Here is a 16,815-nt window from a genome sequence, read left to right as displayed (position 1 = left end):
GGTTAGGCGGTTTGACTTTGATATTGCTGATTTAAGATGGGGTGGACTCGATTATTCAAAATACGGATTACTTCAAATTGTGCTAAAGATAAATTTTCGTCTAATTTAAAGGTTTCGCTTAAATTTAAGCAAATAGATGCATCAGGGCAATGCTCTACAATTAAAAAATCGCCAGTCTGCGATTTAGATATTAATTTTACTATTGCTTCTACACTTGGCTCTGTTCCAGTGTACTCTTCAAAAAACCAGCTTTTTGATAAAACGGGTTTTAAGTGATACTTAACGGCGGTTGCATTTAGCGATATTTGACAAATTTGAGCAGCAGACCACAATTCAAACCCATCTAAATAGTTATAAACTTGTTCATAAAATGCAGCATCTTCTAAACTAAAACGTGGATTTTTAAAAACAGAATCGGTGAGTTGTCTTAACTTATAGGGCGTACATAATTGCATGTCGTCATTTAAATCAAGTAACAAACGATTTTTATTAGGACAAGTAATCCACTGCCATTGCTTTGATGCTTGTAACATTTACTCCTCCTTGGGTATGTTGAATAATTATTGCTCACAGTATAACCGCTTTTGACCACTTTTAAAATGCTTGCTTAGAACATTTATCGAACGATCAAAAGCTTAGATAACTGATCCTTATAAGCCGTTAACGATCGACTTTACCAATTGTGGGCCTTTGTAGATGAACCCAGTATAAACCTGGACTAAATTTGCGCCTGCATCGAACTTTTCTTTTGCTGATTGCGCATCATCTATTCCGCCTACTCCGATGATTGGTAATTTACCTTGTGTTAAGCGTTTCAATTCACTCACTATCTCTGTAGAGCGCATTCTAACAGGGTGACCTGATAAACCGCCGGCTTCTTCTGCATATTGCTGGCCCATAACTGCAGCTCGCTCAAGCGTGGTGTTGGTGGCAATTACACCATCGATTTTATTATTTAAAAGTGATTCACTTACTTGCTGAATTTGAATTTGATCTAGATCCGGTGCAATTTTTACAAGCATAGGTACTTGTTTATTGTGCTTTGCAACTAAATCTAACTGTTCGTTTTTAAGACTTTGCAGTAAATCATCAAGTGCAGCGCCATATTGCAAATCACGCAAGCCAGGTGTATTTGGTGATGAAATATTTACCGTAATATATGAGGCATGTTCAAACACTTTACGCATACAATGAATATAGTCATCTTTACCTTGTTCATTTGGCGTATCTTTATTTTTACCAATATTAATACCGAGTATGCCGCTGTATTTTGCTGCTTTTACATTTGCAACTAAGTTATCAACGCCTTTATTATTAAAACCCATACGGTTAATAATAGCGTTTGATTCTGGCAACCTAAAAATACGAGGTTTATCATTACCAGCTTGAGCACGCGGCGTAATAGTGCCAACTTCAATAAAACCAAAGCCCATTTGGCTAAATGCATCAATACATTCCGCATTTTTATCAAGGCCAGCTGCTAGCCCTACAGGGTTTTTAAATTTCAGACCCAAAAAATCGACTGGCTTATCAGAAATATTTTGCGACCAAGCTAAATTTAAAGGTGTATTGGTAAAACGACGAAGATTATTAAGTGCAAACTCATGCGCCCACTCCGCATCACGGGTAAACATAAAACGGCGAGCTAAATCATAAAACATCAATATAATCCTCTTTTTAAATTTTAGACAAAAAAATACCTCAGACAAGGCTGAGGTATTGTATAACAATTTTAACAATCAGTTATTTATTTACTAAACAATTAACTGATTAAAGCTAAATTATTTTCCTGATGTATCACAATTGTGGCTTAACAACATAAGTTCACGAAGTGCGACCGAGAACTTAGCAAAGTCGTGGCTTTGTGATGTTTTAAACTCAGCCAGCATTTGTTTCCAGCGTTGAAGTAATAAATCTTGGCTATCCATCCACTCGTCTATTTGACTATCAACATCGCTCTCATCACCTTCAAAGCTATTTAATACAACTTCAGATAACGTACGTTGCTGCCAATCAAGCTCTTCTCGATAAGACGAGCGAGCAAGTGCTTGCCAATGATTTGCTACTGGTTGCTTAGTTATTTGCTCTAAGAACCAATGCAGACCCATTCTTGCACCTAGTTTAAAGTAAGTATTGGACACCATCGAAATACTCTTACCTGAACTATTCGCAACTTCTGCTAAATCCATCACAGAGAATAAGCTTGATAAAGAAACAATACGATTAGCTATATCTGTTGGAACGCCCGCGTCAATTAACTTATTGGCCTCAATTACAATACGATCATTTTCTTTTTCAATCATATACGTATTTAAGTTATCGCTTAAATCTTTAAAGGTTGGCGCAAAGAATTCAATTCCTTGTTCAATAGTTTGTGACTTATTACGGTGACGTAAGAACCAACGCGTTGCACGGCGCACAGTACGACGAAGTTGGTAAAGCATTTCAGTTTGAACTGCTGCTGGTATTTTATTATCAAGTGCACTAATAGAAGACCATGTTTCACGCATTTCAAATATTTCGCTAGCAATTGAGTAACACATTGCTATCTCAGCTTCATTAGCACCAGTTTCTTCATGCATACGTACCATGAAGTTTAAACCCATATCGTTAACGATACTGTTTGCAAGTTTAGTTGCAATAATTTCTTTACGAAGTGGGTGGTTGTTCATCGCATCGTTAAACTTCTCACGCAATGGACGTGGGAATGACTTAACAAGCAATTGGCGATAGTAAGGGTTTTCAGTAATTTCATCACTTACTAAAGACTCTTTTAATACCATTTTTGCGTAAGACACTAGCACTGAAAGCTCAGGACGAGTTAAGTCTTTACCTGCAGCGGCGCGTTCTGCCAATTCTTCATCACTTGGAATAAATTCGATAGCACGGTTTAACTTGCCTTCTTTTTCAAGCGCATGAATAAAGCGAATCTTTTCTTTGAGCGTTGAAGTTCCTTTAGACTGCGTAATTGAAATAGTATGTGTTTGACGGTAACAGTCTTTTAATACTAATTCAGAAACTTCATCTGTCATTGAGTAAAGTAGCTCATCACGTTGTTTACGTGTTAGGTCACCTTCAGCGACTAAGCCATTAAGTAAAATCTTAATGTTAACTTCGTTATCTGAACAGGCAACACCCCCTACGTTATCAATAAAGTCAGTATTAACACGACCACCTTTAGCTGCAAATTCAACACGACCTAATTGCGTTGCACCTAAGTTACCGCCCTCACCTATTATTTTAGCGCCTAAATCTCTACCATTGATACGTAGTGCATCGTTTGCACGATCCCCTACATCGGCATCAGTTTCTTTAGAGTGTTTAATGTATGTACCAATACCGCCATTCCACAGTAAATCAAACTCCATCATTAATGAGGCTTTCATTAACTCATTTGGTGTCATACTAGCTTTTTTAGTGCCCAACATTTTTTTCATTTCTGGGCTAAGCGTAATTGATTTAGCTGCACGAGAGAACACACCGCCACCGGCAGAAATTAGCTCTTTATTGTAATCTTCCCAAGAAGAACGCGGCATATTAAATAAACGTTCGCGTTCAGGGTAAGATGTAGCAGCATCTGGATTAGGGTCAACAAAAATGTGCATATGGTTAAAGGCAACTTGTAGACGAATATGCTTAGATAAGAGCATACCATTACCAAATACATCGCCTGCCATATCGCCAATTGCTACTACTGTAAAATTGGTAGATTGACAATCAATATCCATTTCACGGAAATGTCGTTTAACTGACTCCCATGCGCCTTTTGCTGTGATACCCATTTTCTTATGGTCATAACCAACCGAGCCACCAGATGCAAATGCATCACCTAGCCAGAAATTGTATTCGTTAGCAATGCCATTTGCGATATCAGAGAAAGTAGCGGTTCCTTTATCGGCTGCAACTACTAGGTAAGCATCATCTTCATCGTGACGAACAACATCGCGCGCAGGTACTATTTCACCACGCTCAATATTATCAGTAATATCTAAAAGACCACGGATAAAGATTTTATAACACTCTTGGCCTTCTTTGATAAACGCTTCACGCTCAGTCGGTAGTTGTTTACATACAAAGCCACCTTTAGAACCAACAGGTACGATTACCGTATTTTTAACTTGTTGTGCTTTAACTAAGCCAAGTACTTCAGTACGGAAGTCTTCACGACGATCTGACCAACGCAGACCACCACGCGCTACTTTGCCGTAACGTAAATGCACACCTTCTACGCGCGGAGAATAAACAAAAATTTCAAACGCAGGTAAAGGAAGTGGTACATCTGGAATTAAGCTAGGTTGTATTTTAAACGACACATAAGACTTAAACTGTCCGGCATCGTCTTTTTGGAAATAGTTAGTACGCAGCGTCGCAACAATCATATCTACGTATAAACGTATAATACGGTCATCATCAAGGTTTGCTACATTTTCAAGCTCTAAATAAATTTGCGTGCTTAGCTTTTCAAGTGTTTTAGCACTTGCAGGGCTTTTAACTGAGAACTTTTTAGCAAACAAGTTAACAATTTGCGCTGCGATATTTGGATAATTTGCAAATGTACTTTCTATGTAGCTTTGTGAGAAAGTTACACCAATTTGACGCATGTACTTAGCGTACGCACGTAAGATAGATGCTTCGCGGCCTGTTAGGCCACCCATTAACACTAAACGGTTAAAACCATCGTTTTCAAGACGGTTGCCCCAAACATTTGTTAATGCAGCACGAAAACGTGCTGAGATTTTATCAAAATCTGCCATCCCTTTGCTGTCAATAAGCATCGAGAAGTCCATGATCCAGTTGATACGACCATCGCTAGTTTTAACTGAATATGGTGTTTCACCAACAACACGAAGGCCAAAGTTTTCAAGCATTGGCATGACATCAGATAAGTGAATCGGCTCATCTTTATGGAATAAGCTTAATCGTACAATATTGCTGTTTGCTTCTTCTTGAGGACGATAAAACAGCATTTCTAGTTTGTTTTCATCGCTAAGTAGTTCTAACTTTTCAATATCAACAACCGCAGCACTTGGAAGCACTTCATCTTTGTATGAGCGTGCAAACGCGTTACAGTATTTACGATTTAAATCGTTACCACGAGCTTCACCCGCAGACTCTAAAAGAGCAGATTGAAGTTTATCTTCCCACGTACGTGCAGCTTCTACTAAATTGTTTTCGATGTCTTTCACATTATATTCGATCTTGTTGTCGGTCACACGAACGGTGTAATGAGTACGCGCCAGTGTTGACTCAGAGAAATAAGTAGTAAATTCGACTTTATCGTCAGAATTAAATGCATTAGCTAATATATCTTGCGTTTCACGACGAAGAGCCGTGTTATAACGCTCGCGAGGTACATAAACCATACAAGATAAAAAACGACCATACGCATCTTTACGTACAAACAAGCGACACATATCGCGCTCTTGTACTTGTAACACACCCATAGCAACTTCAAGTAGCTCACCTTCGCGCGCTTGAACTAGCTCATCACGTGGGTAGGTTTCTAAAATATTTAAAACAGCTTTGTAAGCGTGAGTACCTTTAGCAAAATCACACATTTCCATAATGCGATTAATTTTACTTTTTAACACAGGTACATCAGTAGCACTGTTATTGTAAAAGCTTGATGAAAATAAACCGATAAAGCGGTCTTCACCAATTACATTGCCTTCATCGTCAAAACGCTTAATGCCTACATAATCGATGTAAGCTGGACGATGAACACGAGAAACAGAGTTAGTTTTTGTTAAAATCAGTAGGTTGCTGCTACGAGCTTCTTGACGTGCAACTTCAGGTAATTCTGATAATAAGCGAGTGTGTTCTTCAGTCGAGTTTTTCATCAAGCCTAGGCTTGTATCCATTTTACCTTTTAGTTGGTAATCACCTTGAACTGGGCTTAACTCATATTCACGGTAACCCATTAGGGTAAAATTATCTTTAGCTAACCAATCTAAAAACTCAGTTGTTTCTGAAACTTCATCTTTACTTTTATTATGATGACGTTTAGGTAACTCTTTAGTCACTGCAATCAATTTTTTACGGATTGGTTGCCAATCATCAACAGCAACTGATACATCAACAAGCACAGACTCTAATTCTTTTTTGAAAGACTCAATCACAGAAGAATCTGTTTGACGGTCAATTTCAATAAAAAATACTGTTTTAGTAGATGAAGATTCTTGCTCTGCTTTTAAATTTGATAATCCAGAAATTTTAGCGTTTTCATCACGCTTAATTTTTAATGGGCAGTGAAGTAATAAGTGAGAGGCGATATTTTCACGAGTCATGGCCATACGAACAGAATCAACTAAGAACGGCATATCTTTAGTGATAATTTCAACGATTGTATGTGATGACTGCCAGCCATCTTTTGCCACTTCTGGATTGAAAACGCGGATAACAGCGTCGTCAGTAGTATTTTTTTCTAGCGAGTTCCAAAGGCTTAATGCTGCGCCATATAGGTCACTATCGTTGCGGTTTGCCAAATCCTCTTTAGACATATTGCTGTACAAGGCTTTGGCGAATTTCTCAACGAGTAACACATTATCAGCGCGAACTTTTTTCTGGATCAGCTTACAGACATTATCTAGGATAACCGAGGCTTGGCCTTCATTTCGTGTCATTGTATGTTCCTTAATCTATTACTGCTAAAAGCAGAATATTTGTACAGCGTATTATTAGCGTGGAGTCAGTTAAATTCTAACCCTTTTACAGCTAATAAACAGCCTTTTCGATGAAAACATTTTAAGCATTTCAGCTATTTGGTCATCTATTCACAAAATATAGATATAAATGGCCATTACTGGCCATTTAGGAGCAAAAGTATTCACATTATTTTTTCTGGTCAGTCCAGAGAAGGCTACCAATTGCGGGTAATAACAACACTGCACCTAACATATTCACTAAAAACATGAAGGTTAATAGTATACCCATATCAACTTGGAATTTAAGATCTGAGAATATCCAAGTGCTCACACCAATAGCTAATGTAATACCAGTAAATAGAACCGCGCTGCCACGCTCAACAAGCGCATTACGATAAGCAACACTAAGCGGTACGTTTTGCTTAAGCTGCCCCATCATCGACGACAGTATATAAATACCGTAATCAACACCAATACCTACACCTAATGCAATTACAGGTAAAGTAGAAACTGTTAAGCCTATTTCCAGCTGTACCATAAGTGCTTGGGCAAGGGTTGATACAATATAAAGCGGTAATACCACGGCTACTGTTGCTTTTACGCTTCTAAAGCTCATTAAACATAAAATAATAACGGCACCATAAACGTAAAGCATCATGGGTATTTGTGCTTCTGATACAGACTCATTAGTAGCTGCCATTACGCCCACAGGTCCTGACGCTAATTTAAATGCCAATTTATCAGTGCCCTCTTCTTGGGCAAATTGCTTAACACTCTTAATTACGGTATCGATAGTTTGTGCTTTATGATCATCTAAGAATATAATCACTGGCATAACTGAACAATCACCGTTAAGTAAGCCTGTACTAGTTTCAACTCGAGACGTTGACTGTACTAAGCTTGCTGAATTTCGTGGCAAACTCTGCCATTTTAAATTGCCTTCGTTGTAGCCCGCGTTAACCGATTGAGCTACAGAGCTCAAACTTACAGCAGACTGCACACCGGCCACATTCTCAACTTTGTATTGAAAACGGCTTATACGCTCCATCACATCATGCTCAGTACATGCTGCAGGATACGCCTCTACAATTACTTTTAAAATATCAGACGAGATAGTGTACTTATCCGAAATTAAAAACGTGTCTTGGTTATAACGGGCATCTTGATGCAGAGATGGCGCGCCTGCGTGTAAGTCACCTATACGCATTTTATCTGCTTGCCAGTAGCCTAGAGCAAATAAAACAAGGGTAAAACCGATAATCATTTTAGCGATTTTAGGATCGGTTGCTTTTACTAAAATGTCTCTGATCTTATCAAGTATATTAGGCTTCTCAGCATCACCAGATTGAATATGTACACTGTTTTCAAAGTTCATGTACGACGCCCAAACTGGCAGCAAAATTAAATTTGTAAATATAATTACTGCCACACCTAAACTCGCTGTAATAGCAAGTTCGCGGATAATACCAATATCAATAGTAAGTAATGTTAAAAAGCCTACGGTATCTGAAAGCAGTGCAATACCACCAGGTATTAATAAAGCCCTGAAACTTGACTGACAACAAATTCGCGTACTTTTTCCTTCACCTACTTTTTTGCCAATCGCATTGATCATCTGCACACCATGGCTTACACCAATAGCAAACACTAAAAACGGCACCAAAATAGACATAGGGTCTAGTCCAAACCCTAAACTTGAAAGCAGGCCTAATTGCCAAATAACAGCAATAATAGAACACGCGATTGGCAAAATAGTTAGCTTTAAACTGCCACAAAATAGCCAAACCATAATAAAGGTAAAGGCGATAGCAATGGCAAAAAATGCGACTACCCCTTTTGCGCCTTCAGCTATATCACCAGCCATTTTTGCAAAGCCAATAATATGAATACTTACTTTGTCTGTACTTAAAGGCTCTCTTAAATCACTTTCTAGCTTTTGTGCAAAAGCTAATGTGTCTAATTTTTGTTGTGTTTGAGGATCTGTTTCTAAAAGTTGAGCCGTTACCATTGCACAAGAGTAATCGCTGGCAATCATACGCCCTACAACTTTTGCTTTTTCAATGTTTTCCTTTACTACACCTAATCCACGCGTATCTGCTTTAAAGTTTGCAGGAATAATTGGACCACCGGCAAAGCCATCCTCTACTACTTCTACAAAGCGAGCACTAGGTGAAAATATAGAATTCACTAAAGGACGATTTACACCAGGAATAAAATAAAGCTGATCGTGAACCGCTTTTAATTGAGTAAAAAATTCTGGATTAAATATATCTCCGCTGTCGTCACATACTGAAATTAAAATACTGTTTGCACCACCAAACTGTTTTTCATGTTTAGTGTATACCTTCATGTAATCGTGATTTAACGGGATATTTTTATTAAACGATGCATCAAGTTGAATTTGAGTCGCTTTAAATACAAGTAAACAGGTTATAAGTGCAAAACTTATAAGCATAATTAAGCGATGTCTAAAAATCGCCTTTTCAATAAAATCGAGTAACTTATGCATTAAGGGGTTAACTCCTTCACTTTAATGCCATCTTCTGTAGCCATGATCAATCTGTTATCTAAAATTACACCATCAAGAATCGCTTTACCGTCAGCAAGCTGCTCATGGGTGAGTAACCCATCTTGAAGATGAAAAATAACGCCACTATTAGCGAGCATGAGCCATTGTTTGTTATTATAATTAATAATGTTATTAATCGTCGCTGTTTTAACATTTTCAAAATGCTGCCACTGCTTTTCGCCACTTTGCTTTGCAAAAACATTACCTCGTAGCCCCGCCACAATTTCTTGAGTGCTATCAGAGGCAACTGCAAAGAATGAACCGGGATAAACTTCTTCTATTCTTTGCCAAGTTTGACCATCGTCAACGCTTCTGGCCATTAAACCCATTTCACCAACGAGCATTAATCCATTGTCTGTTTTTTCTATACGATTAAAGTGCGGTAAGATAGAAGCAGTTTCCGCTTCGTATCCTTGTGGGTCATTTTCTTTTAAATCGTTTAAGTAATCACGATCATCACTAAAAAGTAGCGAATCTAAAAAGCGCTTTTGCCAATGTTGACCACCGTCTGTAGTTTGATAAAACATGCCATATGCGCCAACTGCAAAACCTTTTAAGTCATCTTCAAATAAAATATCTAAACATGGTTTGTCTAATTCAGGTAATGCTTGTTGTAGCTGCCAATTAACGCCACCGTCAGTAGTATTTATGATTGTTGCATCGTGGCCACACGCCCATCCATTATTTTCGTTACTAAAATCAACGGCAGTTAAGAGCACTTGAGTTGGAACTAGCTCAGCTTGTTGCCATGAATCACCCGATGTACTTTTAATAACAGTACCGTGTTTACCAACAGCAATTAAGCCATTACCCGTGTTAGTTATATCAGTGAGTAAGGTTTTAGCTGCATTTGTTGCACTGATTGCATAGTTAGGGGCTTCTTGTGCAACACTCGCACCGCTTATTATCAGGCTGGCATATACCAAATACTTCATAAATTTTAATCGCCTTGTACGAGAGAGTTGTTTGTCTTTTTACTAGGGAGTGCGTTGCGCGCTGTAAGACAAACGCGATGAGAAAGGAAAAGGCACTTAACATATTGTTAAGTGCCTAGTTTAATACTATCTACCTGCGCGACGTAAAGCACTTGAAGTAAATTCGTTATCGTTAAACGACTTTGAAAAATCGTACATTTTTTCTTGGTTATCTAAACCAATTGCTAAATAACGACGAGAATTCAAATCATGATAAACCTCAAGAGTACTCCACTGTGTAGGAACTTCGTAATAGTTAAGGCCATAAGCCATGGCTACACGGTAAAGTTGGTCGCGGTTATCATAAATATCAGTAACCTGTACTTGCCAGCTATCTTCATCAATGTAAAACACACGTTTTTTATAGATATGGCGTGTATCATCTTTTAAGTTAGCTTCAACAACCCAAACACGATGTTTTTCGTAACGTGTATGTTCTGGGTTAATATGGCCAGGCATTAAAATATCATTGTACTCTAGCTTGTCGCTATGAAGTTTATAGCTGTTGTAAGGTATGTATAACTCTTGCTTACCCTTTAGCGTCCAGTTGTAACGATTTGGTGAGCCATTAAACATATCAAAATCATCGGTAGTGCGCAGGCTATCTGCAGCTGTGCCTGGTGCATCATATGCAACATTAGGTGCACGACGAACACGACGTTGCCCCGAGTTATAAGTCCATGCTTGGCGCGGCGTTAATATTTGGTCCATTGTTTCATGAACTAATAATGCAGTACCCGCTAAACGTGCAGGCTCTGTAACGCTTTGTTTAAACTTAAACAAAATGTTTGAGTCTTGTAGCTCTGCAGGTGTTGCGCTTGGGTCTGAGTATTTAACTAATAGCTGCTCATCAAAACCAACATAGTTGTAAGAGCCAGATGCAGTCGGTGCAGCTTGACCACCAAAGCGCTCAATAGACTGGCCACGGTAACGTAATAAGTGATTCCAAATTGCCTCTAAACCTGTTTTAGGAATAGGGAAAGGAATACCTATCGCGGTATTTTTAATACCGTTACCGCCTTCGATTAATTCAGCAGTCGGTGCAAACTTTTTAGTCGCGTCATAAACAAACTGAGGGTACGAAGCTGAGCGGCGTGTTTCATACACTGGCATTTTAAATGTGTCTGGGTATGCTTCAAATAAAGCAATTTGACCCGGACTTAAATTGGCTTTGTACTTTTCAATATTACTTTTATCGATAGTGAAAAGCACTTTATCAGCTGTAAATGGGTCAAGATGATGCATACCAGCTTTATAACCTGCAGGCGCTGTTGTAATTCCATTATTCCACGCTGGAATAGAACCATCAGCATTCGCAGCTTTTTCTGCACCCATTGGCGTTAAGTTTTGGCCTAATTGAGCAACTTCATCAGCGCTTAATTTAGCCAAGGCTGCGCTGCTTGCAAACAAACTACAAAATGCTGTAGCAATGAGGGTAGGTTTTTTAATCATAGTAATGTTACCCCTAAATAGAATATTTTAAGTTAAAAGAAACGTAATCGCGGTCTGAGAATGTATTAACACCGCCACCGCCCCAAAACGAGTTATAGCTCACATCAAGTGACCACGCATTTTGGTAGTTAAAGTTCATCGTAGCACCTAAAGATTTACGATCTTCGATAAATAAGAACATAGGATCTGGTGTATTACCGTTTACGTCATGAGAAAATACAAAACGTGGTGAAAAGTTAATACCTTTGTAAAAGTTGAAGTAATCGCCTTTCGCAATTAGGCGGTAACCCCAAGACGATGCTGTAGCGAATGATTTCTCTTCAGCGCCATTTGATAGACCAAGTTGCAATGTTGAATAATCAGTAGTACCTGGGCCTGTTATTGTGCCACTACGGCCAGTGCCTGATACATTTAAACGCATTTCGTCATAGCCAGGCATATCGTGAATTTTAACTACACCCACTTCACCAACTACAGCCCAACTATCAGCACCTAATGAAGGGCCAAATAAATGTGTTGCTGTAAATTGAATTTGTGATGTGTCGCGTTCAATGTAGCCTTTGGCAACTTCACCTGCACCAACTGAGCTTACCGCATCGCCTATACTCATTTGCGAAATACCCGCAAAATCAGGACGAATACCAGCGACCGCCAATTGCTCAGGCATAGCTGTGTAAAGTAACTCTACGTCATCAATTTGTAGCGGTTCATCTTGGCGAAAAGCAAATTCACCCGCGAAGGCTGTTTCGCCGATAGTCGTATTAAAACTTAAACCATATAACTTAATATCTTCAGGGTACTCGTTTTCAGCTTTAGAAAAAGCAGTTAAATCAGCAACATTATCTGACGTGATTTCTGTTGTCATGATCATCGCTAAATCTTGGGCAATTGCAGCTTGTGAAAAGTTTGATACGCGACCAGATATAAGCGGTCGACGGCTATGATAATTCACGTGATAGAGTGCAATTTCAGTATCATTAAATTCAGGTAAAAATACACCTAAACGTAAACCATACTGACCGCCATCTTCAGGCTCTGTTTTACCATTATCCCCTTTACCTTTTAAAGCAACTTTAGTTGGGTATGCAAGATACATTTGAGCTAATAAAGCACTTCCTTCTGCACTTGAAGGATCAATACCTTGTGCTGCTGCGGCTAATGCAAAATCAGATGTTAAGTTATTCAAGCTATCTGTTAAAAAAGCAACATCAATATCAGGATTAGACGTAAAACCTAATTGAACATTCTGCTGATAACCATTTTCTGCTGCAAAGTCATTAGTCGAAAAATACGTACCAGCTGCGGGCAAACGCGTTTCTTGCCATTGGTATTGGTAGAAACCTTCAAGGGTAATGTTGTCAGTAATGCCAAGCGATGCCCAAAGCATGCCTACAGGTATGAATGCTTCTTTAAGCTCAGCACCTGGCGCTTTCAATCGGTCAATATCAACTGGGTTTACGTTAATACCATGAGATATAAGTGTACTCTCACCCCAGTTAACTACTTGTTGACCTAAACGGACAGATAAAGGGTTATTACCATCATTTAAATCAAAATCAGCCCACACAAACGCATCTAATAAACGAATATCTGCACAGCTTTGCGCTTTAGTGTCTTTATCATCACACGGATCAACCCCCCGCCCTGATGTAGGATTTGAATATGCATGATAGCCATCCATCAACGCAAAGTCATAAAAATACATGAAGCGAGTGAACAAACCGTAGTTATCTTTATTTATTGAAAGGTCGTGTGTTCCCTTCAAAAGTTTTGAAAATGAGTCACCACTGTCAAAATTTAAATTACCAGCATCACCATTATTTGAATAAGAGCCAGGTTGAGCCCATACATCTTGAGATGAGTAAATAGTGTTGTTTAGCGCAGGGTTGTAACCTGTCCAATCAAATGCCGGATTGTTACTTTTACCAATTAGGCTAAAGTCTCTGTCTTCTACGCGAACACTTTGCCCATATGAAAAGGTTGAATCGAAGGTAATGTCAAAACCTCCAGCTTCAAATGTTACAGCTTGTGTACTTGCTGCAGATAAACCTAAGCTAGCGGCTGCTATACCTATAGCGATTCTATTTTTAACAAAAAGCGATCTTCTTATCATTTTGGTTCCCCCCTGTCGCGGGTCATTTTGTGTGATCAAGTTATTGTTTTTAGTGTAATCATAACGATAGAAGCGAATCAGTGAAATTACAAATACTCGCTCTAATCTTCCGTATACTTTATATTTTGGTTGACGCTTACGTATTGGTAAGACGTCGTACCAGATAATTTATACACGTAATTTAACAATAGGACAAATTGAAATTAACAAAAATACAATATTTTTATGTATATATAACATAAAAACCGAGTGTCAGGCCACTCGCTCTAGACGGATAAACTTGTTTTCGGGGGTTAATAAGAGTCTAAAACGGCCACGTACACCTAAACTTGAAATGAAGGGCCTTAAATGTGTAGCAGCAAAACGAATCGTTTTACCGCCATCTTCTACAACTTGTAAAGAGCTAAAACGGCCATGGTAGTAATCCATGCACTCGTTATAGCTCAATCTTAAGGTAAAATAATACTCAATCATTTATGCGAGCGCTTTTTCAACCTTTTCATACAAATCAGCACTTAGTCCATCTAGATTAGCTATGCGTTGTAATTGCAGTTTCATTGCTTGAGAGCGAACATCATCGTAACGCTTCCATGACATGAACGGTGTTAGCATACGAGACGCATTTTGTGGATTAATTGCATTAAGTTTTATTAACAAGTCACCTAATAACGTATAGCCTTGGGCATCTGAGCGATGAAATTGTGCTGTATTAAAGTGACTAAAGCTTCCTACAAGTGCACGTACACGGTTCGGGTTTGAAAAATCAAAACACGGATGTTCGTAAAGTGCCTTAATATTATCTATAGCTTTATTGCCTGACTGCATAGCTTGCAGTGCAAACCACTTATCCATCACTAAAACATCATGGCGCCATTGACTATCAAAATGATTCAAAAGCTCTTCTTGTATAGGGTGGGATGCTTTTACCACTGCGCTTAGTGCACCAAGTACATTGGTCATATTAGTCGAACTTGCGGCTTCTTTAATAAAGCTTACAGCCTCTGGCTTTTGAGTTTTAGCCAAATAATGCAAGCATATTTGTTTTAAAGCGCGTTTAGCAACAGAGCTTGCACTTATACTGCCATCATCTTCAAGAGATTCGTAACAAGCAAGCAGTTCATCAGCAAGTTCGTCAGCAATTTGTTGCTCAAACTTTTCTGTTATTTCAATAATCTCATCAACAGGTATTACTTCAAATTCAGCGGCTAATGTATCAAAACTTGGCAGTTTAAACAGCTCTGCAATTAAGGCTAAATCACCCTCTTTGGTGTTTATAAGTACACGTAGCGCATTTATAGTTTCGCTGCTTAACATGCTATTAGTCGTGTCGGTAATCTGAGACTTAATCGCTTTAATAAATAGCTGCTGTTGTGCATCCCAACGTGAAAAATCACTGCGTGCAAAACGCATAATATGCAATAGTTCGGGCTCTGTTGTTTGCTGATTTAAAATACAAGGTGCAGAAAAATCTTCGAGTAAAACCGCAACAGGCTTTTCTAAGATATTATCAAAGCTAAATGTTTGAGTCGTACTTGTTACATCAAGCACATGATCTAGTTTTTTACCATTATATTGCGGAGCAATACTTTTCCCATTCGCATCAAGTAATTCAATAGCAAAAGGTATATGAAGTGGTTTATTGTCTGGCTGATTGTCCGGTGCTGCTTGTTCTATTGTCAATGTATACGTATTTGAACTGCTATCAAAATGTTGTATTGCATTTAAGCGCGGTGTACCCGATTGGCTATACCACAGCTTAAATTGCTCTAAATTAACACCTGATGCATCGCTCATTGCACTGACAAAGTCATCACATGTTACTGCTTGCCCATCGTGGCGCTCAAAGTAAAGTGTCATCCCTTTTTGAAAATTAGTTTCACCCAGTAACGTGTGCATCATACGGATAACTTCAGCACCTTTATCGTATACTGTTACAGTATAAAAGTTATTCATTTCAATAACTTTTTCAGGACGAATTGGATGCGCCATAGGGCCTGCATCTTCGCTAAACTGATGCGTACGCATTACTTTAACTGCATCAATTCGGTTAAGTGCACGAGAGCCTAAATCACTACTAAACTCTTGGTCTCTAAATACGGTTAACCCTTCTTTTAGCGATAACTGAAACCAATCTCTACAAGTAACTCGGTTACCTGTCCAGTTATGAAAGTACTCATGCCCTACAATGGATTCAATCGTATGGTAGTCTTTGTCTGTCGCTGTTTCTTGATTGGCTAATACACATTTACTATTAAAAACGTTTAGCCCTTTATTTTCCATCGCGCCCATGTTGAAAAAATCGACGGCTACAATCATATAAATATCAAGGTCATACTCTAAATTAAAGCGTTCTTCATCCCATTGCATTGCTTTTTTAAGTGAAGCAATAGCATGAGGTGTTTTAGATAAATTACCCTTATCAACAAATAATGCTAACTCTACGTCTTTGCCGCTTTTAGTCGTGTAAGTATCTTTCAAAACATCAAAATCGCCCGCTACAAGTGCAAATAAATAGCTCGGCTTTTTAAATGGGTCTTGCCATTTCACAAAATGACGACCATCTGATGTTTCACCGCTATCTACTTGATTACCATTAGAAAGAAGTTGTAGATACTTTTTATCCGCAATAATAGTTACATCAAACGTGGCAAGTACGTCAGGGCGATCCATGTAATAGGTGATTTTTCTAAACCCCTGCGCTTCGCACTGTGTGCAATACGCACCGCCCGATAAATATAAACCTTCTAAAGAAGTATTTGTCTCAGGTGATATCTCGGTCACAATACTTAATTGGCAACTATCCGGTAGGTTATTAATTATTAGCTGCTCACCGACAATTTCATAATCCGTTATATCAACTGTATCAACAGATAAAGACAGTAAACTCAAATCAATACCATCAAGCACTAAAGGTGCTTTTTTATCACCAACTCGGGTAAGTGTTAGTAAAGAGCTTACTTTGGTTGATAAAGGCTGTAAGTCAAATGTTAGCTCTGTGTGGTCAATTAGAAAGTCAGGAGCTTTATAGTCTTTAAGATATTGTGCTTGAGGTTTACTTGATTC

9 protein-coding genes are annotated in these 16,815 nt (G+C 38.6%); all 9 read right to left on the bottom strand.

Features of this window, described 5'->3' with window-relative positions; genetic code table 11:
* Window positions 1-2 precede the first annotated feature (2 nt).
* A complete protein-coding gene (locus H5090_RS10415; protein ID WP_182695653.1) occupies window positions 3-533 on the bottom strand; it encodes a cell division protein ZapC domain-containing protein in 531 nt (176 codons plus the stop codon).
* 117 nt (window positions 534-650) lie between these two features.
* Complete coding sequence (gene pyrD / locus H5090_RS10410) at window positions 651-1,661, bottom strand: quinone-dependent dihydroorotate dehydrogenase (protein WP_182695652.1); 1,011 nt, start codon at window positions 1,659-1,661, stop codon at window positions 651-653.
* A gap of 120 nt (window positions 1,662-1,781) precedes the next feature.
* Window positions 1,782-6,623, bottom strand: a complete 4,842-nt coding sequence (locus H5090_RS10405; protein WP_182695651.1) for an NAD-glutamate dehydrogenase — start codon at window positions 6,621-6,623, stop codon at window positions 1,782-1,784.
* Between the two features lie 208 nt (window positions 6,624-6,831).
* Window positions 6,832-9,153 carry an RND family transporter gene (locus tag H5090_RS10400; RefSeq protein ID WP_182695650.1) on the bottom strand — a complete coding sequence of 774 codons (2,322 nt, stop codon included), beginning with the start codon at window positions 9,151-9,153 and terminating at the stop codon, window positions 6,832-6,834.
* Window positions 9,153-10,148, bottom strand: a complete 996-nt coding sequence (locus tag H5090_RS10395) for a YCF48-related protein (protein ID WP_182695649.1) — start codon at window positions 10,146-10,148, stop codon at window positions 9,153-9,155. The genes H5090_RS10400 and H5090_RS10395 overlap by 1 nt, the downstream gene beginning before the upstream one ends.
* 126 nt (window positions 10,149-10,274) lie before the next feature.
* Window positions 10,275-11,639, bottom strand: a complete 1,365-nt coding sequence (locus tag H5090_RS10390) for a DUF1329 domain-containing protein (protein ID WP_182695648.1) — start codon at window positions 11,637-11,639, stop codon at window positions 10,275-10,277.
* Between the two features lie 13 nt (window positions 11,640-11,652).
* Complete coding sequence (locus tag H5090_RS10385; RefSeq protein ID WP_182695647.1) at window positions 11,653-13,752, bottom strand: DUF1302 domain-containing protein; 2,100 nt, start codon at window positions 13,750-13,752, stop codon at window positions 11,653-11,655.
* A 252-nt stretch (window positions 13,753-14,004) separates the two neighbouring features.
* On the bottom strand, window positions 14,005-14,226 hold the full coding sequence (locus H5090_RS10380; protein WP_010552655.1) for a DUF2835 family protein: 222 nt from the start codon (window positions 14,224-14,226) through the stop codon (window positions 14,005-14,007).
* Window positions 14,227-16,815: aminopeptidase N (gene pepN, locus H5090_RS10375; RefSeq protein ID WP_182695646.1), on the bottom strand; the 2,589-nt coding region annotated here is incomplete at its 5' end.

This window comes from Pseudoalteromonas sp. SR43-5 (assembly GCF_014163835.1).
GTDB classification, from domain to species: domain Bacteria; phylum Pseudomonadota; class Gammaproteobacteria; order Enterobacterales; family Alteromonadaceae; genus Pseudoalteromonas; species Pseudoalteromonas distincta.
Note: the sequence above shows the minus strand (reverse complement) of the source record. Positions and strands in the feature narration are given on the sequence as shown.